This window comes from Pedobacter kyonggii, assembly GCF_004310665.1.
GTDB classification, from domain to species: Bacteria; Bacteroidota; Bacteroidia; order Sphingobacteriales; family Sphingobacteriaceae; genus Pedobacter; species Pedobacter kyonggii.
This window is the reverse complement of sequence record NZ_SIXF01000019.1, coordinates 47,066-67,636: the sequence shown is the minus strand read 5'-3', so window position 1 is coordinate 67,636 and position 20,571 is coordinate 47,066. Positions and strand designations below refer to the sequence as shown.

The window sequence follows — 20,571 nt, the reverse complement described above, 5'->3', positions numbered from 1 at the left end:
ACTGCTTACCAGAATTAATTAATAATTTGTTTTTGATAAAGAGCGATCAATAGATTGTTTTTTCCAATCTATCATCCAAAGCCCTTACTAAACCCAAAGTATCTTCCAATAGTCTGTATTTAACGATCAGTCCCTTAACAATGGTTGGTAGCAAATTGTTTCAACTCAACAGGCCAAGGCGCTCAGGCATATTATTCATCATAATGTATTTGCTTTGAAATAAAAAAATACCTTCTTTTGCGACTTAATTTATATTTAGTCTAAATAAGTGAAGGATGAAAAAAATTTTACAGTTAATTTCAGGGATGAGCTATATTCCCTTGCTTTCAATAATTGTTCTGATCACCAGCCCTTATGGTAGCGTGGCACAGGAACGTGAGTCTCATACAGGTAGAATCCGTGGCAAAGTAGTTACAGATGATGGTCACATTGCACAGAGTGTAACCATAAAAATCAAATCATTAAATAAAACAACCGTAACCAACTCCAGTGGTGAATTCGAATTTAAAAATATTCCGTTTGGGAAATACACGATAGAGGCGGTAATGATCGGCTCAAATTCGGCTTCTATAATGGTGGAACTATCAGCTGACAATCCCGGTCCGAAGGTTGAGCTTCAGCTCGAATATTCTTCACAGAAACTCGATGAGGTTGTTGTACACACAGGCGGTAACCGCTTTGCGAAAAAAGAAAGTGACGACGTAGCAAAACTGCCTTTGAAGAACATGGAAAATGCTCAGGTATATACCGTTGTAAGTAAGGAGCTGATGAAAGAGCAGATCGTTACGGACTATAATAGTGCATTTAAAAATGTACCTGGAGCAGGAATTGCAGAGGTGCGCAATCAAGGCCGTACAACCAGTATTTCAAGAGGTTTCCCAACGCCTCAGGTGGTGAGAAATGGCGTAGGAAGTTTTACCTACACTACAATAGACCCTGCAAATTTGGAGCGTATTGAAGTGATAAAAGGCCCATCGGCAACATTGTTTGGAAGTACCATATCATCTTTCGGCGGGCTATTTAACCGTGTTACCAAAAAACCTTATGAAAGTTTTGGAGGTGAGGTATCCTATTCTGCTGGCAGCTGGGATCTGAACCGTTTGACTGCAGATATCAATTCTCCAATAAACGAGGAAAAGACTGCACTGATACGTATGAATACAGCGTTACACAGTGAGCGGAGTTTTCAGGATGCAGGTTTTAATAAGAGCTATTTACTCGCACCAAGCTTTTTATGCAAAGTTAATGAGCGACTAACCCTGACGCTTGATGCTGAGATCAGTGGTTCGAAAGGTACCTCGCCTATGCGCCTGTTGCCATTGGCACCAACCAATGCATCTCCAGTTCCTATTGCAACAAGCATTAAGGAACTTAATATCCCCTATAACCTTTCTTTTGCAAACAATACAGTGGCCTATACTAGTCAACAGTACAATATTTTTGCACAGATGAAATATAAAATCTCAGATCATTGGACCTCACAGACCATCTTTTCAAGAACAAGGTCTTCATCAGACGGATATGTTACCCAGTTAAGGGTCCGCAGCGCCACTACTGTCCGCCAGGAAGTAACCCTTCAGGAATACCCATATTACGGTACAGATATCCAACAGAACTTTATCGGAGATTTTAAAATAGGTAAACTTAGGAACAGGATTGTAGCAGGTTTTGATTTTTATAGTTTAAAGGCGAACCGTAACGATGCTGCAGTGAACATGACAGATATTAATATGACTGTTCCTGGAGCACCATATAATAACTTTACAGCAGCTAAAATTGTCCCAATGTTTGCTACAGCAACCTTCAACAATTTTACGGCAAACAAAGAAAATACCTATAGTGGCTATGTATCGGACGTATTGAATATTACAGATCGCATCATTGCAACTGCTGGTTTACGGATAGACAGGTATTTTAATAAAGGGATTTTTACACCCGCCACCGGCATACTTTCAGGAGATTACAACCAGACTGCCTATTCACCGAAATTCGGATTGATTTATCAGGCAGTAAAGGATAAGGTATCTATTTTTGCCAACTATCAGAATGGTTTCAGCAATAACTCTGGAACAGATTTTAATGGCAACACTTTTAAACCGAGCTGGGCTAACCAGGCTGAAGGTGGAGTTAAACTAGATTTTAGCAAGATTAATGCGACCTTGAGTTATTACGATATCAAAGTAACCAATATTTTAATTCCGGACCTGATAAATGGAAATTCTTTCAATGTTCAGGATGGTACACAATTGAGCCGGGGTTTTGAGGGAGAGCTTATTGCCAACCCAGTTGCCGGCCTAAATATTATTGCGGGTTATACCTATAACTTCAGCAAGATCACCAACGGAAGTGTGGCAACAAATGGCCTGCGTCCAACAACGGCAGGATCTCCAAAAACCGCTAACTTTTGGATCAGTTATCGTATTGTTAAAGGTGATGCGCAAGGCCTCGGAATTGGATTTGGTGGAATTTATGGTAGCGAGTATTACCAGACCAATGTGAATGCTACAGCAGCTGCGCCTGCTTTTAAATTCGCTGTACCAGAATATATGGTGCTCGATGCCTCTATATTCTATGATCGTCCTAGATTTAGGATTGGACTTAAAGTAGATAACCTGACCAATGAAAAATACTGGTCGTATCGTTTTCAATCACAGAATCCGACAAAAATCACTGGAAATATCGTACTCAAATTTTAATCCTTCAAATTTAGGAGAACAATCTATGTAAATATGGGTGCAATAGCTAACTGCTGTTGTACCCATATTTTATATTCTTCATATTCTAGCGCAAGTCTTAGCGCCTTAGGCACAAGCAAAGGCCTGACTGTGCTTTAGTCAAATCAATATATTAATCTCTTAAGAAATTTTTAAAGCACAAGTCAGCCAACAACACTGCCCTAGCTATTAAGACTTGCGATAGTGAGGGATTTTTGTTATCAAGGTTAAAAATCTACATGATAATCTTTGGAGAACGGTTTTGCTGCCCAGGCTTTTTTTGATGTCCATTCTGCCGAAGGTGCTGCCCAAAATTCGTCGGTAGCGGGTAAACCCAAAGGAAGAAACGATAGTGTAGCCATGTACAAACTGCCTGTTGAGGTATAATAATCTGCTATTTCCGGATCGTGCCCGCAAAAGCCAAGCTGTAACCATCCTTTTGCATCAAAAGTTCCAGGTATGTCATACATATTCTTTTTTACTTTAGTTAAGGCAGAACGTACTTGAGCGGGCTGAATGGTAGCCGGTAACTTATGCATGAGGGCAATTTGGCTTAAAGCCTGAAAAGCACCTGTTCTATAAGTAATCGAACGCCCAATTGGTGGATAGGTTCCTTCGGGAGAAATCATGCGCTCTTGCCCTACTACGTAACGCTGCATCCTTTTTACGGCAAGATCGTATCGTTCTTTTTTGATTAGCTTTTTATCGAGCATAACAGCTAGCGTATCCACCATCATCGGGTGGATTACAAAAGAGTTGTAATAATCAAAAGCCATGTTTACACCATCACCGTACCAACCATCTCCTTTGTACCATGCGTTTAAGGTATCTACCCCTTCATTTAAGCGGCTTTCATCGTGTGGTTCACCAATCGATAATAAAAAGGCTTCGGTAATAGAACCAAATAACAACCAGTTATTTTTAAAGGGTTTTCTGTTCCTCAATGATTTAAACGAAGCAATAATTTCGCGTTTTGTTTCGGGTTTTAACGGCTCCCATAGGGCTCTAGGGGCCCTTAAAAAGGTTTGTGCCAGGTAGGCTGAATCAACAATCGGCTGATAATCTTTGGTAAAATTTAGTTTATCAGGACTATTTACCGCAAAACAGCTATCCAATCCCTGAATGGCCTGTAATTTCAATTTGTTTCTTAACACACCTTCGGTTGTGGTATCATCAGGTAACGAAAGCCAGGGTGCAATTCCGGCATAAGTACGACCAACAGCTTCTAAGTACGATACAGCAGGTGTTCTGGAATCGAATTTCGGCGCCGTAACCACTGGCATATTTTTAATCAATGTTCCATCGGCTAAATTGGAAACAACGGGGCTGGCAATTTTATACAGGAGTTTATACCAATATTCTCTGTCGCTTTTTGGTTGAGCGTTTGTACTGTTATCAATTTTTGTTGCGGATAAAATTTCGTTAGGATTAAACAGCCCAAATACTCCGGTTAATGACAACGCGCCTATAAATTTTCTTCTTTCCATTTTGTGTGTGTTATAAATACCAGTTTTTGTAGCGCATTAGCGCCTCGAGATAATAATAATCGGCGTAGCTTAGCGGAACGTCGACTTCTGATTTAAGGGGTAAAGCGCCAGTACTGTGCATCAGTAAAAAACCACCGTTTTCACCCAGCTTTGCAGTATACGCATCAGAAGAAAGTGAAATAATCATTTTTTTTGCTTCGCCTACATATAATTTTCGCTCGCTTTTTGTTGCATATTGTCCTAATTCCAACAAACCAGAGGCAATAACCGCAGCGGCTGAGGCATCGCGATAGGTATCTGGAATGTTTGGTGCGTTAAAATCCCAATATGGAATCTGATCGGTCGGCATATTTGGGTGGTTGATAATAAACCTGGCGATGTTTTTTGCCTGATTAAGATAATGTTTGTTCCTGGTAAAACGGTACATCATGGTATAACCGTATAATCCCCAACCCTGGCCGCGGCTCCAGGCCGATTCGTCAAATGCGCCCTGGGCCGTACCCCTTTTAAGTACTTTGCCAGTAGTCATATCGTAATCTACTACATGGTAGGAACTATAGTTTGATCTGAAATGGTTTTTAAGCGAAGTATCGGCATGGTTGATGGCAATTTTCTTGTATTTCGGGTCACCACCATGATCAGATACCCATGCCAATAATTCCAGATTCATCATATTATCAATAATAACAGGGCCTTTCCATTGTTTACTGCTATTCCACGATTGGATTACTTTAGCAGCCGGGCGGTAGCGCGTAGCAAGCGAAGCTGCAGCTGTATCGATGGTTGGCTTATATCGCGCATTACCTGTAATGCGATAGGCGTTGCCGAAACTACAGAACATCATAAAACCTAAATCATGGTTTCCGGTATAATGTTTCTCCTTTTCTAGTACAGCAAGGCGTTTTTCTGCCTCTTTTAAGGTGCCAGAATCTTTGGTGTATTCGTAAATATAAAGTAGCGAACCCGGGTAAAAACCACTGCACCACCATTTGGTATCGCTCGTTTCCAGCTTATTATTTTTTGCATAATAGGTTTTCGGCATGCGGTCTGCCGGTGTGTTTTTGGCCAATAGCTGATATTGTTTCTGTGCAAATTCAAATTGCCTGTTGAGCAGATTTTTCATTGCTTCTTTTTCATTAGCTGCCTCTTGTGCATGAGCAATTACTGCTGTAGCCAAAAAACTCAAGGCGAACAATAATTTCTTCATAGGTTAGGTAAATTTGTATAATTCATTTTGTGTTAAGCCTTAACATAGGCTTTTGATGTTGGTTGCGGCAAATTTGTGCTTTTACAAGTTCAAAAGAGGTGAAAATCGGAAATGATATGGTAGAAAATCGGAAATCAACTATCTTTTTAAGGTGAATTTTAAAACAATCCATTTTACTGATGGTGTTTTATCCAGTTGATCGTTTCTTTTGAAAAATAATGCCCAATGAGTGGCTATAGGATTTTGAAATCTGTAAAAAGGAATGCCGCCCATCAGAGAACAGCCTTTCTTTCAATCTCATCGGTCTTTAATCAATGCATATTGATTAATGGTACTGGATTTCATTATGCTTATCTTAGTGAAAATCAATTGATTTTTAACTCGGCATAGTGTTTAATAAACCAATTTAATGCGGGGTTTTTATTCGATTCGTTATAAGCCAGTACCACCTCTGTGTTAACCGGAATGGCATCAAATTCAATAAAAGATACTTTCAACTGTGCATATTGCTTTTTTAACGACAATGGCAAAATAGATACCCCCAGGCCCGCTTCTACCAATTGTAATATAGAGTGTACATTGTTGGCCTCGTGGGTAATATCAGGACTAAAGCCCATCCGCTGGCAAATCTCCATAAGTTTCTGGTTATATTGAGGCGCAAAATCTTTATTAAAGAATATAAACGGGCTTTTCTTCAAAAAATCGGCAAGTCCGTTTTTCGTATCAATTTTTTGGTCTGTTAAAGGAATAACCACCACAAATGGATCAAAGAACAAAGACTCTACTTTCAATTTTTCCGATAAAACTGGTGCTCTTAAAATCCCCACATCTAAACCACCATGTTCTAGCTCTTTAATTTGAGCAAGTGTTGGCACTTCGAATAAACTCGTTTTCAGATAGGGAAATTCCCGGTGCATTAATTTTAAAATTTCTGCCAGGTGAGATTGATAAACCGAACTGATGTAGCCAATCTTTAATTCGCCGCTAACGCCTTTATAAATTTTACGAACCACTTCTTTACTCTCTTCCAGTTTGGCAAAGATGGCATCTACTTCAGCCTTAAAATACTTTCCGGCATTTGTTAATGCAACCCGCTTATTACTCCTGGTAAACAATTGTACTTCGAGTTCTTCTTCCAGTTCTCTAATCTGCCTGCTCAAAGGAGGCTGCGAGATGAAAAGTTTTGCTGCAGCCTTGGTAAAATGAAGTTCTTCTGCAACAGTTTTAAAGTACAGCAAATGCCTGAGTTCCATATTTATAATACCTAATAAGTATCGATATATGCCAAAATTGATATTTTACAAATATGATCAACAGCATTAACTTTACAAAAAAATTAAAGCAATGAATAAAGATTATTCGCATAAGGCAACAAATGAAGAAATTAAAACCAGGTTTGATAACGATGTAGAACGTTTCTCGAACTTAGAAAGTGGACAACAAACCACTATAGATGCTCCACTTACCATGGAGCTTTGCACCGGAGCGGCCAAATATATTAATCCAAATGCAAAAGAACTGTTGGATATTGGATGTGGTGCGGGCAATTACACGTTAAAAATGCTCAGTAAAATTCCAAACCTTAACTGTACGCTTAACGACTTAAGCTTACCGATGCTAGCGCGTGCAAGTGATAGGGTATCGGCACAAACCACCGGAACAGTAACGGTTATACAGGACGATATGCGTAACCTTAATTTACCCGATAGTCATTTCGATATTATACTTGCTGCTGCAACATTTCATCATTTGCGCACCGATGCCGATTGGGAGCTTGTTTTTACTAAGGTTTATAGGGCTTTAAAACCTGGGGGCAGTATCTGGATTTCAGATCTCATTGCACACGATTCAGTTTTGATCGATAATCTTTTCCAAGATCAATACGGGGCCTACCTGGAAACACTTGGTGGTGCAGAATATAAGCAAAAGGTATTTGATTATATTGAATATGAAGATACCCCGCGCTCTTTAAACTATCAACTGGCTTTATTGCAAAAAGTTGGTTTCAGCGTTACCGAAATCCTGCATAAGAACTCTTATTTTGCAGCTTTTGGAGCGATAAAATAAAAAAAGAGCTGCAATTAGCTGCAGCTCTTTTCTTCCAGCTTAAAAATTCATATATCTCTTAACAGCTGAAGTAGTAATAGAGATTAACGGTTCTTATTATTAATCAAATCGTTGGCTTTTCCGTTTTTGGCGTCAATAGGTTTACCATTCTGAAGGTAAATTAAGCCGTTTCTATATACAGCCAAACTAGATTTCCCCCCAGATAAATAGTTACCCGGAACAGGAATATCTCCTTCTTGTCCAAATTTTACTGGTTCTTTAAAACGGTCTATAATCCATTCGTTTGTTGAAGGCCTGAAAACAGCCATCTCTGCCCTGCCATCGCCATCATAATCGGCAGGCACCGGAATATCGCCTGGTGTATGTTTAACCTGCAAAGGGATATTGCCGAGACTGGTTTGCCATAAAGAGTTGTCTTTACGGAATATGCCAACATCCAATATTCCATCACCATCATAATCTGCAGGAATGGGTACACCATTTTTATGTCCGAATTTTATACAGTCCAGTCCATCAAAGTACCATATTAATGTGGAAGGACGATAAACAGCAACCTCTGCGAAACCATCTCCATCCCAATCTCCACACACGGGGATATCGCCTGCCTGACCAAGGACAACCTCTTTCCCACCCTGGATATAAAACTTTCCTTCTGATGGCCTGAAAACCGCTAGCTCCGTTTTACCATCACCATTATAATCAGCTGGAGCTGCAACATCGCCTGGTTTACCAAAAGTGATATCTGCCTGTCCCGATATTTTCCAGGTACCATTAGAAAAAAATGCGATTTCGCTAATACCATCGTTGTTATAGTCTTGATACCTGGCCACTGTGGTATGGTGGAACCAGGGAAGTGTGAATTTACTATCGGCATCGGCCTCTTCTTCACCTGTTACCGGAGAAAAAGTACGTACACTGATCAGGTCTTTCGACTTAGAAAATTTCATGAGCCGCATTAAGCCGTGCCCGCCATCTGGCCTGCTCTGATAATCTGATAATAATGATTTGATCACATTGCCAGCATAACCGTCTTGGCGATAGCCTTCACCATTATCGCCCACATGACCTGATAAAGTTAAAAATACATTGGGATAGCTTTTTAAACGATCAAAAACCCGCTGCCCCTGTTTAGAAAACTTCGGAAAGCCCTTTTCGTTGGTACCGGTTTTCTTATTAAAATGAATAATAGAATGGCTCACTAAGATGGCTTTCCGATCGTTAAATTTTTCAAGCAGCCCACTTGCCCATTTGTTTAATCCTTCAATATCCTCATCGTAAGAATCATATTCAAAAAATATAGTAATGAATTTATAACCGCCTGCCTCGAAAAGATCGAAATGGCTATCGTTGTTATCACGATAATGCCCACCGTACCATTTTTTATCCTTGAAATGATCTATGCCGAAATATTTATTGTACTGATCGGTTTTACCACTTAAAGGATATTGGCTTTTGGTTTGATCGTGGTTGCCTACGGCCATACCATATGGAATACCCTGTGGATAACCAGGCTGTGGTTTTTCCAATTTATACATCGACTCGGCAGCGTTTACCCATTGTTGTGGGAATTTTTCCCCATCATCAGAAATATCACCAAGATGGATTACGTATTTAATGTTTTCTTTTACTGCATTTTTTGCAATCCACTCAGTCTGTGCCGAAAACATCTCCCTTTTCCCACCATTCTTCTCTGAAGTATAATATTGAGTATCGGGTAGTACAACAATCGCAAATTCGTCATTTGCTAAACGTTCCCCCTGCAACGCAGGTATAAGGCTTGCACTTGTGGTTAATAACATTTGTGCACTTAAAAAAATGCAAAGGCTTTTCTTTAACAGTGCTTTATTTATGGTCATTTTTACTTAATTAAATTTTATTCTTCTTTTACTTGTCTTATACTTCAATCTTAAAAGTATCCTGGGTTTTGGATGATCTTAGGATTTAGCCCAACTTCGTTTTGTGGGATTGGAAATAATAAGTGGTGATTATCGATTACGTAAGCATCTGAGGAAAGAAATGGAAGCTGCTGCCTTATTTTAACACCAAATGCATTAATAACACTAATTGCTTTTCCAGTCCTCAATAAATCTGTCCATCTGCTGTTTTCGAAAGCCAGTTCAACTCGGCGCTCATGTAGAATAATTGTTCTAAGCTCCGTTTGATCGGCACTTACAATATCCGTTAAACCAGCTCTTTTCCTCACCCTATTTAGTGGTGCTAAAGCAAGCGCCGATTTTCCTTGCTCGTTCAAAGCCTCGGCCAATAACAATAATGCATCAGAAAAACGGTATATCGGAAAGTTATCACTAGAACCCGTGGTTGCTGCAAGTGGCGAGTGCAGGTATTTTTTAATATATGGCACACCAATCTTGCCTGCAGCAGGAGTATAATTAACAATACTTTTAACTGCCGAGTAAACAAAATAACTGCTGGCATCGTAAGTACCTTCGGCAATACCAATAGCGGCATCAAGACGTTTATCATTGGCTTCAAAATCAGCAATCAGATCGCTGCTTGGGGTATTCCATCCACCTGTACCTGTATTATCGATCGCAATACCGGTGAGCAATCTGGTATCCTTACTTCTGGGCAGAAAGTGGAATGAAAGTGCATTAGGTGTAGAACCTGTAATGGTACTACCTAAATATTGGATTTCGAAGATTGATTCTTTTCCGTTTTTATTGGTAGGTGAAAAGGTATCGGCATAATTGGCATTGAGGTCGTAACCCATGGTTAACAGACTATTCAATTGGGTTTCGGCCTCTGCCCATTTTTTTTGAACAGCATATACATTAGCCAATAACATCGTGGCCGAACCTTTTGTTGCCTCGCCAGTTTGTGGGAATTTAGTTGGTACTGAAAGCTCATTGATAGCATCTTTAGCATCAGCAACAATCTGAGCATAAACTTCAACTCCAGTAGCTCTAGGTTTAAATGCATCTTCTGCTGTTTTAACTTCGGCTATCGAAAGTGGTACCCCACCATATAGGCGAACCAGTTTGAAATAATTAAGCGCCCTTAAAAACTTGGCCTGTCCATCCAAATTGGCTTTTACGGCATCGCCAAGATCAGAAGTTTTCAATCTTTCGATAATGATATTGCAACGTGAAATACCGGTATAACTGTGTTGCCAGGTTGCCGAAACATAAGCATTGGTAGAGGTGTTGGTAAAATCTGAAATATTCTCACGCTCTACATAGGCCGTCCCCCTATTTCCAGGAATGGGCTGGTACACCGTATTATCTGAATGCATTTCTGAGGTAAAATAGTCGTTTATTAAAACATCTCTTAGAGGTGCATAAGCAGCTACCACAGCCGAACGGAATTGCTGTTCGGTTTTATAGAACACTCCATCAGTATAAGAATCTTCGGGATTAAGTGCAATAAAATCCTTTTTACATGAACTGATACCAATGGTTATTAGTATAATGGCTATATATATCTTTTTCATTTTTTTAGCTTAAATGTTTATCTGAATGTGGTTGAGATCCCTAAAGAAAAGGTTCTTGGAATTGGGTAAGCATTTTCATCTACCCCAACACCCAAAGTTGGATCTGATCCACCTACATTTGTTTCGGGGTTCATTCCCGAATAACCGGTGATAACGAAGGCTTGCTGAACGGAGGCAAAAACACGAAGGTTTTTCAGCATGAGGTTTTTTACAGGTATGGTATAACCCAGTGAAATATTTTTGGCAGCCAAATAAGATCCGTCCTCAATCCATTGTGTATTCACGTTACGGCCAATACCAGTAGTTCCAGATTTGGTTCTCGGGTAAATGCCTGATCCCGGGTTTTCTACCGATCGCCAACGGTCTGCTGCTGCTGCCAGCAAAACCCTCGAACCATCCATGTTGGTTTGATAGGCCCATTTGGCGGCATTTAAAATTTTACCACCTACCGAAAAAGTCATATCAACAGTTAGATCGAAATTTTTGTATTTAAAATTATTCACCATACCACCGGTAAAGGTTGGTGTTGGATCGCCAATAAAAGTACGGTCGTTCACATCGTCAATTACGCCATCGCCATTAATATCTTTAACCTTAATGGTGCCGATGTCTGAATTGCCGTTAGGTTTTGCAGGGGTACTTAAATACTTAGCCGAATTAGCCAGATCTGCAGCATCTTTGTATAAACCTTCGAAAACAAATCCGTAAAACTCTCCTAAATGATGACCAACCTGCTGACGGAAATAATCTGAACTTACAGTAACATTTCTTCTGATAAAACCAGGATCAACCAAATTGGTAATCAGGTTACGGTCGAATGAAAGACTTAAGTTGGTATTCCATTTGAAGTTACCTACGAGGTTTTTTGAGCTGACAGAAAATTCATGTCCCCACATTTTAAGTTCGCCCACATTAAATATAATCTGAGAAAAGCCTGAAGAGGTTGGTATGGCACGTTGTTGAATCAATCCATCAGTTAACTTTCGGTAATAGTCGTAGGTAAAATTAATCCTGTTGTTCAGAATACCTATTTCAAGACCTAAATCAAGCTGTTTGTTGCGCTCCCACCTCAACTCCTGGTTAGGCAAGCGATTAATGGTTTGGCCTTGTGTAATTACATTATTGAAGTTGTAATAATAAGTGCCTATGGTGGCCTGCGAATCGTAGTTACCTGCGAAAAAGTTATTTCCGGTAATGCCATAACTTGCACGGAGTTTTAAGAAATCGATACCTTTTACGTTTTTCATAAAGCCTTCATCAGTTACAATCCATCCGGCAGATACTGAAGGAAAACTTCCCCATTGTTTGTTAATGCCGAATTTAGATGAGCCATCACGCCTTACCGCGGCTGATAAAAGATACCTGCCTTTATAAGCGTAATTAATTCTCGCAATTGCCGAAAGCAAAGCGTAAGAACCAGCACCACTGCTACCGGTTACACTGGTAGCCGCACCTAAATACTCAATATCATCACTCGCAAAGCCTAGTCCGGTTAAGGTATTGCTGTAGGTACTAAATTGTTGCGCTGAGTATCCTAAAAGTGCATCAATACTATGATCTTTTGCAAATGTTTTGTTGTAGGTAAGGTTTCCTTCTGCAGTCCACGAACCATTATCAACCGACGAACTTGTACCCGTGGTTTGTCCCTGTGTTCCTGTAACCAATCCTGCCTGGAAATATTTACGCATCTCGGCCCCTTTATCTACGCCCAGATTCGTTTTTACAGTAAGGCCTGGCAAAAATTCGTAATTCAGATAACCATTACCTAAAATGCGGGTCGTATTATAATCATCGTTGGTAAGCTCATAAGTAGCCAGTGGATTGATATAAGCAACCATACCTGGAGAGGCCACATTTCTGATATAAGTACCATCCGGATTGTAAGGTGAAATTAAGGGGCTGGCTTCAAAAAAACGTTCAAAATAACCACCAACGCCGTCGCTACTTAACCTGTTGTTATGGTCCATTCTATAACTCGGGGCCAGGTTAAAACCAACTTTAAGTTTATTATTGGCCGAAGTAAAATCCTGATTGAATCTTAGGGAAAATAACTTGGTTCCGTTATTAATTACTACGCCCTGCTGTTCCTGGTAGCCGGCAATAACCGTTGATGAGGAATGCTCGCGTGCCGATTGAACCGTCAGATCGTAACTTTGGATAGGTGCCGAACGGGTTAACAGATCGAACCAGTTGGTTCCTTCACCGTATTGTTCGGGATTATCATAAGCGGCATGGTAATCTGCAGCGATGGTATAACCTGGCTCATATTTTAACCCGTCTTCTCCACGCTCTTTCATAAATGTTGCAAATTCCCTTGCCGTCATCATTTTAGGCAATTTCCCAGTTGGAATCTTCTGGATACCGTAATAAGTAGAAAAATCTATCTTCGAATCGCCTGGTTTTGCGTGTTTGGTGGTAATTAGCACCACACCATTCGCTGCTCTCGATCCATAAAGTGCAGTTGCCGAAGCATCTTTTAAAAAGCTAAAGCTTTCAATTTCTGCTGGATTAATGTTGTTGATACTTCCGGTGATAGGGGTACCATCGATTACAAATAAAGGCTGGTTACTGGAATAAAATGAAGCCGCACCGCGGATAATAAATCCCATTCCACGCCCAGGTTGCCCGCTGGTTTGCGCTATCTGTACACCGGCAATTTTTCCTTGAAGCTGCTGGGCGAACTGACCAACAGGCATATCCTGAAGTTGAGTAGCATCAATAGTGGCTATAGATCCGGTTACATCTTTTAACCTTTGTTTTCCATAACTCACCACAACTTCCGAAAGCTGATTATCCGCAGGTTTCATCGAAAAACTTAAGGCTGTAGTTTTACCTTCTTTTACGGTTACCCCTGTCATTCTTTGCGTTAGGAAAGAGATATAGGAAGCTTCAATGGTATAGTTGCCAGGTTTTAACGAAAGGGTGTAATTACCATTAGGATCAGTTTGAATGGTTTGTCCGGTTTCGAGCACTTTTAAAGTAGCGCCAGGTAGTGGCCCACCTTTTTCGTCGACAATACGACCAGAAATGATCCCTGGTTGCTGAAGAACTGGTTTTTGAGCAATTACCACATAACCCTCTACTAATTTATATTCGAGATTGGTTTCGCCAAGTACTTTTTCAATCAGGTACTTTACCGTTTTAGTTTGCTGGCCCAAGGTAATTTCGGTTTTCACACCACTAAGCAACCGCTCTGGCAGCACAAACTTAACACCACTTTTTTCCTGAATGCTGAGCAAGCTTGCTTTAACAGTCGAATGATCTAAATTAATATTGATTACCTGATCGAGGTTCTGGCTGCGAACACTCCCGGCCAAAAGCACGCCGATAAAGGTAAACTGTGCGATTAAAAGCATAAATGAACACCTCATCATAAACTTAATTGTAGGATGTAATCCTTTTTGCATAAATTTGTATATTAATAGTTTGCCCGGTTATAAACCGGAATAATTGTTGATTTTTTTCTTCATTTAATCGCTCTGTCGTCGAAAAGCAAGCGATTATAATGCGATAAAGACTGCTTCCCCGCCCTATGGATGGGGAAGTTTGTTATTTTTAATCCATTGATTTCCTTTCCTGTTTTTTTGAATGTTAACGGATAGTTATTTCGTTATTTTTTATATGGTAATGGAACTTCCCTGCCGCAGAAAGTACATTTAATAGCTTATTTATCGATACAGTTGCATCCATAGTTAGTGTCATCCGTTCCATCGATTTTTGCCGTTTTTTGAAAATGATTTTAACATTATACCAGCGCTCAAGTGTTTCACATATCTCTAAAAGGGTTGAATTATGGAAGGCCAGCTGCGATGATTTAAAACCAGTAACATCAGCAATGTCGATACCTTCGGTATTGGCTTTGCCACGGAAATAAACCACCCGTTGTCCAGGCGTAAGGATTGCTAATGATTCAACGCTGTTTCCGTTTATTCTGTCTACCCTTACTTTTCCGGTTGCTACTTCTACCATTAGGGCTTTATTGTTAAATGCCTCTATTTTGAAAGAGGTACCAAGAACCTTGGTGCTAACCTTTCCGGTATGGATAATGAAAGGTTTTTTTGGATTCTTAGTTACCTCAAAAAAAGCTTCTCCATACAGGCTAATTTCTCTTTTAGCTGCCGAAAATGTTTCCGGGTACCTTAAGCGACTGCCGGCACCAAGGTAAACGACACTGTTATCGGATAAAATTATTTTAGATCGTTGACCATTTGGATTACTACGCTCTATAAAAGCCAGTACCTGTTGATCGGGTTTACTAAAATGCATGATCAGGTAAACACTTAGTGTAGTGAGTATCAGCGCGGTCCAGATGGCTGCGTATTTAAAATTGAAGCGCTTTTTCGCTCTTAACTCTTGCTCCTCTAGTTTGACCGTAATTCTTTGGTTGATTGAATTGTTCCAATATCGTTGTTTAATATGCGGAACATCTTCTGCTTCAAATAGCGCCCAATCTTTGGTCTGATTGGAGGAGAGGATTTTGCTTAATAAGATTTCAGATTCTGGCTGTTTTAAGAATAAGCGCACCATTTGCTCTTCTTGCACAGAACATTCACCTTTAAGGAATTTTTCTAGAAGTAATTGATCAACCAACTCGGGCATATTTGTTTGGCTCGGCACATATTAATCGCCTTCAACTAACAAGGGACAAAAAAAGCTGTAAGGGGCTAGTGCATTTTCAATAAAACACATAAACAGCTGATAATCAAACAAATTAATTTCAAAAAAAAGATTAACAGAAGCGATAAAAGGAGGGATTAGCTTAATGCCAAAGCAGTAGAAGGCTAACAATTAATGCTGCATCTCTATATCTCAGCAAACTTTTACGGAAATGGTTCAGCGAAAATTTGAGGTGGTTTTTTACTGTGTTGATCGAAATATTGAGGTTATTGGCAATTTCGGCATGGCTCAGCTCTTCTTCCCTGCTCATTTGGAAAACAATTTTGCGCTGAGGACTTAAAAGATTAAGCTTATTCTGATAGTTTTGTTCCAGTTCGCTTGCTAAAATTGCATAATCGGCGGTGTTACCGGTAAAGCAGATATGATTTTCTATACTTTCTATTGAAGTCGTTTCGATGGCCTTTTTTCTGATCGCTTTAATGGTTGCGTTTTTCGCCGCCCTAAAAATATAATGTTTAAACTCTCCCTGTACTTCGAGTGTATGCCTTTTCTCCCACAACCACATCATCAAGTCCATCATTGCCTCTTCTGCAAAACATTCATCGCTTACATAACCAAGCGCATATTTAAAAAGCTTGTTAAAATACCTGTCAAATAAAACATTAAACGCTTTCAGGTTGTCGCGAGAACATTCTTCTAGTAATTGCCGATCTGAAAGTAAGGGATATTCCATAAAAAAATGGATGATTCTATTTTCAGCAAAACTAGAGTCTCGAGTTTATTTTTTGATTAATTACATGTTAAGTATTCATTAATAAACCGGATGTAAACCAATGGCGAATTTATGGTTAGAAGCGATCTATTTGACCGCCTGCCGAATTACTCGTAGCTAGGCTTAAAACCCTTACTTAATGTTATTAATTCGTCTTTATTGATCAGATTGGGATCTTCGAACTGTCGCTTTAAAAAGTTAACCGGAACATTTACTGTACCGTTTGTGGTACGCAGTATGCAAACTTCTTCATTTGCGGTTGAGGATACATAATGACCGATTTCGGATTCAATTTCAGATAAACGGATCAGCAGTTCGTAATAGATATAGAGCGGAAAATTCACAGCGCAAAGTTAACACTATACAAAGCTAACATTTAATTATTGTTATGTTAATATTAACCAATCTTGTAATAATAGCTTAACAAAGGACGCCATTTCTTTTAAGGCGATATGCAATAAATAAATCTACTTTGAAAATTAATCTCGAGTTAACAATAGTAGCTTTAAGTTTGTTCCTAAAATCCGAAAAGGCGATGACAAACCCCATAACCTACTTAAAAAGAACAACTTATTATAGTATTTATCTTGTCATTCTATTTTTAGCCATTCTACCATCCTGCAAAAAGGGCAATAAAAACCCCGAATATCCAATTGGAAGCAACGAGAATATCAACACCTGGATACTCGATAGCCTTAAACACTACTATTATTGGAATGAGCAATTGCCTGCCGATCCTAATATCAGTTTATCGCCAAAAGATTTTTTTAATTCCATCCGCAATGCATCCGATCGTTTTTCCTATATCAGTATCCCTAACGACCCAAGCACCGCAACCCCAAGCAATAAAAATTTTGGTTTTGATTATGCAACGGTAAGCGACCAAAACAGGGCAAAAGTTATCGGGATCATTAAAGTTGTATTAAAGGATTCTCCGGCATCGAGGGCTGGTTTAAAACGTGGAGATTACATCAGTAAAATTAACGGCAAAACCTTAACCTCTAGCAATGCACAGACTTTACAAACTGAAATCTTAAACAGCGACCGCTTTTCTTTAGGTTTAGCCGAGCTAAATAACAATACCTGGACAGATACACGCACTGTTGACTTAAGCAAAGGTGTAATACTCGATCAACGGGAGATTAGCAAGGTTATTGAAAGCGACGGAAAAAAAATCGGTTACCTCTATTTTCTGGATTTTAATGGGGGCTTGGCCAGCTCGCTCACTCCTGTTTTTAGTAACTTTAAAGCAGCAGGCATATCCGAACTGATCCTCGATCTCCGTTATAACGCGGGGGGGCAGGTAGCAGAAGCAGCTGGAGTATGTGCCATGATCGCTAAAAACGTATCGTTCGATAAACCTTTTATTACCTACAGAGGCAATAAAAATGGAGGTGCCAAAACAGAATCTATTGGTACTGCAGCTACTTTCGATGGCACCATAAATTTTAATACCCTTTTGCAACAAAACCTTGGCCTAAGCCGGGTTTATATTTTATCAACCGCCGCCACAGCATCTGCATCAGAAGTCATGATCAATAACCTTAAACCTTTTATTCAGGTGATATTAATTGGTGAAAAGACCAGGGGAAAAGATGAAGCATCATTCAGAATATTTGATGCCAGAATTCCGAAACAGGTGAACTGGGAAATGCATCCGATTGTCTATAAACTTTTTAATGCAAATGGCAGCGGTGGGTATAGTGTGGGAATCAACCCCGATATCGCGATCAATGAAATGAGTATTTTGCCCTTGCTTCAACTGGGTGATCCTGCAGATCCCATGTTAAAAGCAGCAATCGCTGCGATAACAGGCAAAACCATCAAAACATCGATTGCTATAAATAATGTGCTTTCCGAGCGCTTTCGTGCTGATCATATTTTAATGGATTCGAGGGCGCAGTCTGCTCAACAGAGTATCGTAACCACTCACCGGTTAAGGTGATAGAAAAGGTTTTCATTGTGTTAACATTAACTTTAAACGCGACCGCTAACTTGCCCCCATAACCGCTACTTATGGAACAGTTGGAAGATTTTAAAAACGCAAAACTCCTGAATGCAGTGAAAACTGGCAATTCAGCTGCTTTTAATGAAATTTACCATCTGTACCGCAAAAAAATATATGGTTATGCCTACCATTTTACACGGGGCAAAGAAGAAGCCGAAGAACTTACTCAGGATGTTTTTGTAAGGCTTTGGGAGAACAGATCGAAGATCGATCCAGAAAAGAATTTTGATGCCTTTCTTTATACGCTTATCCGCAACAATTTCCTTGCTACACTTCGTAAAAAAGCCAGAGAAAAAGCTTACAGTAGCGAGAACCTTAAGTATGAGCAGTCTTTTAATGCCATAGAAGACGAACTTAATGCGAAAGAAACTAAACAGATTGCACAGGAAGCAATAGAAAGTCTTTCTCCACAGGTAAAAAAAATATACCTGATGAGTAGAAATGACCACCATACGCATGAGGAAATATCGCAACTGATGGGCATCTCGAAAAACACGGTAAACAATCACCTCAAAAAATCACTAGGTATAATGCGGAAATATTTTAGCACTTATTCTCCAGAAACGATCCTGTCTTTTGTATTGGTGTTGTTTTGTTAAGTGGGAGGCATGGAGCGTTAAGATAAATGCCCTGTTCCATTTTACATCATCCATCTTCCCTTTTTTCATCTTATATCATTTCATCATTAAGAGTTAAGAGCATTAAATTTTTTTAGCACCTCCCTGAGTCGCGTCCTCCTGAGCTTTTTTCAGGACTTATCCTGCTAGTAAGACCCTGAAATAAATTCAGGGTGACGAATCAAGGATTAGCTATTGCTAATTGAATATTGGTTATTAATCCCCTACTCCATCATCCATTTACATCATTCATCATTTCATCAATAAGAAGTTAAGGACATTAAGGTTTTTCTAGCGCAGCCCAAGCGGTCGTCCTCCTGAACTTGTTTCAGGATCTATCCTAACTCCAACCACAAAAACTAATCACCTATTAAACAACACTTTACATTTTATTCTAAAAAAAACATTTTTCTGGATAGCTGTATCCAAAGTTTCGTGCATATATACAGTAGCGCGCAGCATAAAAGCTTACAAACATTAAAGTGAAAGAAAACATTAAAATACTATTTGGACATTACTTAGCAGGTAAAACCAATCCGGAACAAGAAAAAATCCTGATGGAGTACCTGGCCGACCCGGCAAACGCCGATTCTGAATTTCACGATGTAATGGAAAAAGCCTGGACAAAACAAAGGGGAGAAACCGATTATTCTTTAGCCGCAGTTCAAGGACTGGCACAGATATGGAATAAAGTTGAGGAACGCCAACCAAAAAGCCGATCACTCTTCCCATTATTAAAATATGCCGCAGCAATTGTGGTCATCATTTCTGCATCACTTGGTTGGTATGCGTATAAGAAAACACAACAACCTTTACAAACTACAATTGCCCTTATAAGTAAAACCACTCAAAAAGGCGAAAAAGTAAAGCTGGTTTTACCTGATAGTTCTATTGTCTACCTCGGTGCGGGAAGTAAACTTACCTGGCCATCGCACTTTGTGAAGGGCGGTTTAAGAAAAATACAGCTTGATGGAGAAGCTTTTTTTGAAGTAAAACGCGATACCACCAGTCCTTTTATTGTACATAGCGGGCAGATGCAGACACAGGTTTTGGGTACTTCATTCAATATCTATGCGTACCCAAAAGATAGAACATTTAGTGTTGCTGTGCGCACTGGTAAAGTGAAGGTTTCGGAGAACAGCCAGGGCAAACTAAAAGAACTTTCACTGCTTACTCCTGGCATGAAAATATTATATCATTTAAAGGAACGGAATTATACGGTACACACCGAACGGGTAACGGAAGTAAATGCCTGGATCAAAAATAGCTTCGCTTTTAAAGATGTAACGCTACCAAATATGCTCAAATCATTGGAAAGATATTACAATGTGCACATCGAGCTAAAGAGTAATAAACTTAATCAATGCAGGTTTAATGCCACCTTTTCGAACAAAAGCATCAGCAATGTAATGGAAGAGCTCCATGTGATGAGTGGAAAACACCTGAAATACAAAATAGATACAGGCACTAAAACAATTACCGTATGGGGGGAGGGCTGCCAATGATAGGTTAGCTTATTTAAGGGCGCAATATACAGGCGCAACATTACCGGATTTACACCTATGAAAAATAAATTAAACCTCTTAACACAAACATGGAGCCGGATTGCTCGAACAATCCAGCTCCTAAAC

At 39.6% G+C, this 20,571-nt stretch carries 14 protein-coding genes; 5 read left to right on the top strand and 9 right to left on the bottom strand.

The features are described 5' to 3' along the window. Window positions 1-275: 275 nt before the first annotated feature. Complete coding sequence (locus EYS08_RS17545) at window positions 276-2,696, top strand: TonB-dependent receptor (protein ID WP_165456495.1); 2,421 nt, start codon at window positions 276-278, stop codon at window positions 2,694-2,696. 245 nt (window positions 2,697-2,941) lie between these two features. Here the strand turns inward: EYS08_RS17545 and EYS08_RS17540 are convergent, their stop codons facing one another. The 3 genes from EYS08_RS17540 to EYS08_RS17530 form a co-directional block, all read right to left on the bottom strand. Further along, on the bottom strand, window positions 2,942-4,201 hold the full coding sequence (locus EYS08_RS17540; protein WP_131031262.1) for a DUF2264 domain-containing protein: 1,260 nt from the start codon (window positions 4,199-4,201) through the stop codon (window positions 2,942-2,944). Between the two features lie 10 nt (window positions 4,202-4,211). Beyond that, on the bottom strand, window positions 4,212-5,408 hold the full coding sequence (locus EYS08_RS17535; RefSeq protein WP_131031260.1) for a glycoside hydrolase family 88 protein: 1,197 nt from the start codon (window positions 5,406-5,408) through the stop codon (window positions 4,212-4,214). 365 nt (window positions 5,409-5,773) lie between these two features. Then, window positions 5,774-6,661: a LysR family transcriptional regulator gene (locus EYS08_RS17530; protein ID WP_131031258.1), complete on the bottom strand. Its 888-nt coding sequence runs from the start codon at window positions 6,659-6,661 to the stop codon at window positions 5,774-5,776. A gap of 91 nt (window positions 6,662-6,752) precedes the next feature. Here EYS08_RS17530 and EYS08_RS17525 point away from each other — a divergent pair, with 91 nt between their 5' ends. Next, window positions 6,753-7,475, top strand: a complete 723-nt coding sequence (locus EYS08_RS17525) for a class I SAM-dependent methyltransferase (protein ID WP_131031257.1) — start codon at window positions 6,753-6,755, stop codon at window positions 7,473-7,475. Between the two features lie 83 nt (window positions 7,476-7,558). Here the strand turns inward: EYS08_RS17525 and EYS08_RS17520 are convergent, their stop codons facing one another. The 6 genes from EYS08_RS17520 to EYS08_RS17495 form a co-directional block, all read right to left on the bottom strand. Then, the gene (locus EYS08_RS17520) at window positions 7,559-9,331 is read right to left on the bottom strand and encodes a metallophosphoesterase (protein WP_131031255.1); all 1,773 of its coding nucleotides are present in this window, start codon (window positions 9,329-9,331) and stop codon (window positions 7,559-7,561) included. Between the two features lie 50 nt (window positions 9,332-9,381). Further along, window positions 9,382-10,926: a RagB/SusD family nutrient uptake outer membrane protein gene (locus EYS08_RS17515; protein ID WP_131031253.1), complete on the bottom strand. Its 1,545-nt coding sequence runs from the start codon at window positions 10,924-10,926 to the stop codon at window positions 9,382-9,384. Between the two features lie 17 nt (window positions 10,927-10,943). After that, window positions 10,944-14,333 carry a SusC/RagA family TonB-linked outer membrane protein gene (locus EYS08_RS17510; protein WP_244215987.1) on the bottom strand — a complete coding sequence of 1,130 codons (3,390 nt, stop codon included), beginning with the start codon at window positions 14,331-14,333 and terminating at the stop codon, window positions 10,944-10,946. A gap of 184 nt (window positions 14,334-14,517) precedes the next feature. After that, complete coding sequence (locus EYS08_RS17505; RefSeq protein WP_131031252.1) at window positions 14,518-15,525, bottom strand: FecR family protein; 1,008 nt, start codon at window positions 15,523-15,525, stop codon at window positions 14,518-14,520. Between the two features lie 160 nt (window positions 15,526-15,685). Continuing rightward, entirely contained in the window at window positions 15,686-16,276 is a 591-nt protein-coding gene (locus EYS08_RS17500; RefSeq protein WP_131031250.1) for an RNA polymerase sigma-70 factor, read from the bottom strand. A 146-nt stretch (window positions 16,277-16,422) separates the two neighbouring features. Further along, window positions 16,423-16,659 (bottom strand): hypothetical protein, encoded by a 237-nt coding sequence (locus EYS08_RS17495; protein ID WP_131031248.1) that lies wholly within the window; start codon window positions 16,657-16,659, stop codon window positions 16,423-16,425. Between the two features lie 191 nt (window positions 16,660-16,850). Here EYS08_RS17495 and EYS08_RS17490 point away from each other — a divergent pair, with 191 nt between their 5' ends. From EYS08_RS17490 to EYS08_RS17480, 3 genes are all read left to right on the top strand, one after another. Continuing rightward, window positions 16,851-18,260 carry a S41 family peptidase gene (locus EYS08_RS17490; protein WP_131031247.1) on the top strand — a complete coding sequence of 470 codons (1,410 nt, stop codon included), beginning with the start codon at window positions 16,851-16,853 and terminating at the stop codon, window positions 18,258-18,260. 71 nt (window positions 18,261-18,331) lie between these two features. Beyond that, complete coding sequence (locus tag EYS08_RS17485) at window positions 18,332-18,922, top strand: RNA polymerase sigma-70 factor (protein ID WP_131031245.1); 591 nt, start codon at window positions 18,332-18,334, stop codon at window positions 18,920-18,922. A gap of 500 nt (window positions 18,923-19,422) precedes the next feature. Next, window positions 19,423-20,445, top strand: a complete 1,023-nt coding sequence (locus EYS08_RS17480; protein WP_131031243.1) for a FecR family protein — start codon at window positions 19,423-19,425, stop codon at window positions 20,443-20,445. The last annotated feature ends 126 nt before the right edge of the window (window positions 20,446-20,571 follow it).

Bases quoted from the DNA above. Each gene is read 5' to 3' on its own strand.
- EYS08_RS17485 (WP_131031245.1), top strand. From the start codon at position 18,332: ATGGAACAGTTGGAAGATTTTAAAAACGCAAAACTCCTGAATGCAGTG.
- EYS08_RS17530 (WP_131031258.1), bottom strand. From the start codon at position 6,661: ATGGAACTCAGGCATTTGCTGTACTTTAAAACTGTTGCAGAAGAACTT.
- EYS08_RS17500 (WP_131031250.1), bottom strand. From the start codon at position 16,276: ATGGAATATCCCTTACTTTCAGATCGGCAATTACTAGAAGAATGTTCT.
- EYS08_RS17490 (WP_131031247.1), top strand. From the start codon at position 16,851: ATGACAAACCCCATAACCTACTTAAAAAGAACAACTTATTATAGTATT.
- EYS08_RS17510 (WP_244215987.1), bottom strand. From the start codon at position 14,333: ATGCAAAAAGGATTACATCCTACAATTAAGTTTATGATGAGGTGTTCA.
- EYS08_RS17545 (WP_165456495.1), top strand. From the start codon at position 276: ATGAAAAAAATTTTACAGTTAATTTCAGGGATGAGCTATATTCCCTTG.
- EYS08_RS17525 (WP_131031257.1), top strand. From the start codon at position 6,753: ATGAATAAAGATTATTCGCATAAGGCAACAAATGAAGAAATTAAAACC.
- EYS08_RS17535 (WP_131031260.1), bottom strand. From the start codon at position 5,408: ATGAAGAAATTATTGTTCGCCTTGAGTTTTTTGGCTACAGCAGTAATT.
- EYS08_RS17540 (WP_131031262.1), bottom strand. From the start codon at position 4,201: ATGGAAAGAAGAAAATTTATAGGCGCGTTGTCATTAACCGGAGTATTT.
- EYS08_RS17505 (WP_131031252.1), bottom strand. From the start codon at position 15,525: ATGCCCGAGTTGGTTGATCAATTACTTCTAGAAAAATTCCTTAAAGGT.
- EYS08_RS17515 (WP_131031253.1), bottom strand. From the start codon at position 10,926: ATGAAAAAGATATATATAGCCATTATACTAATAACCATTGGTATCAGT.
- EYS08_RS17520 (WP_131031255.1), bottom strand. From the start codon at position 9,331: ATGACCATAAATAAAGCACTGTTAAAGAAAAGCCTTTGCATTTTTTTA.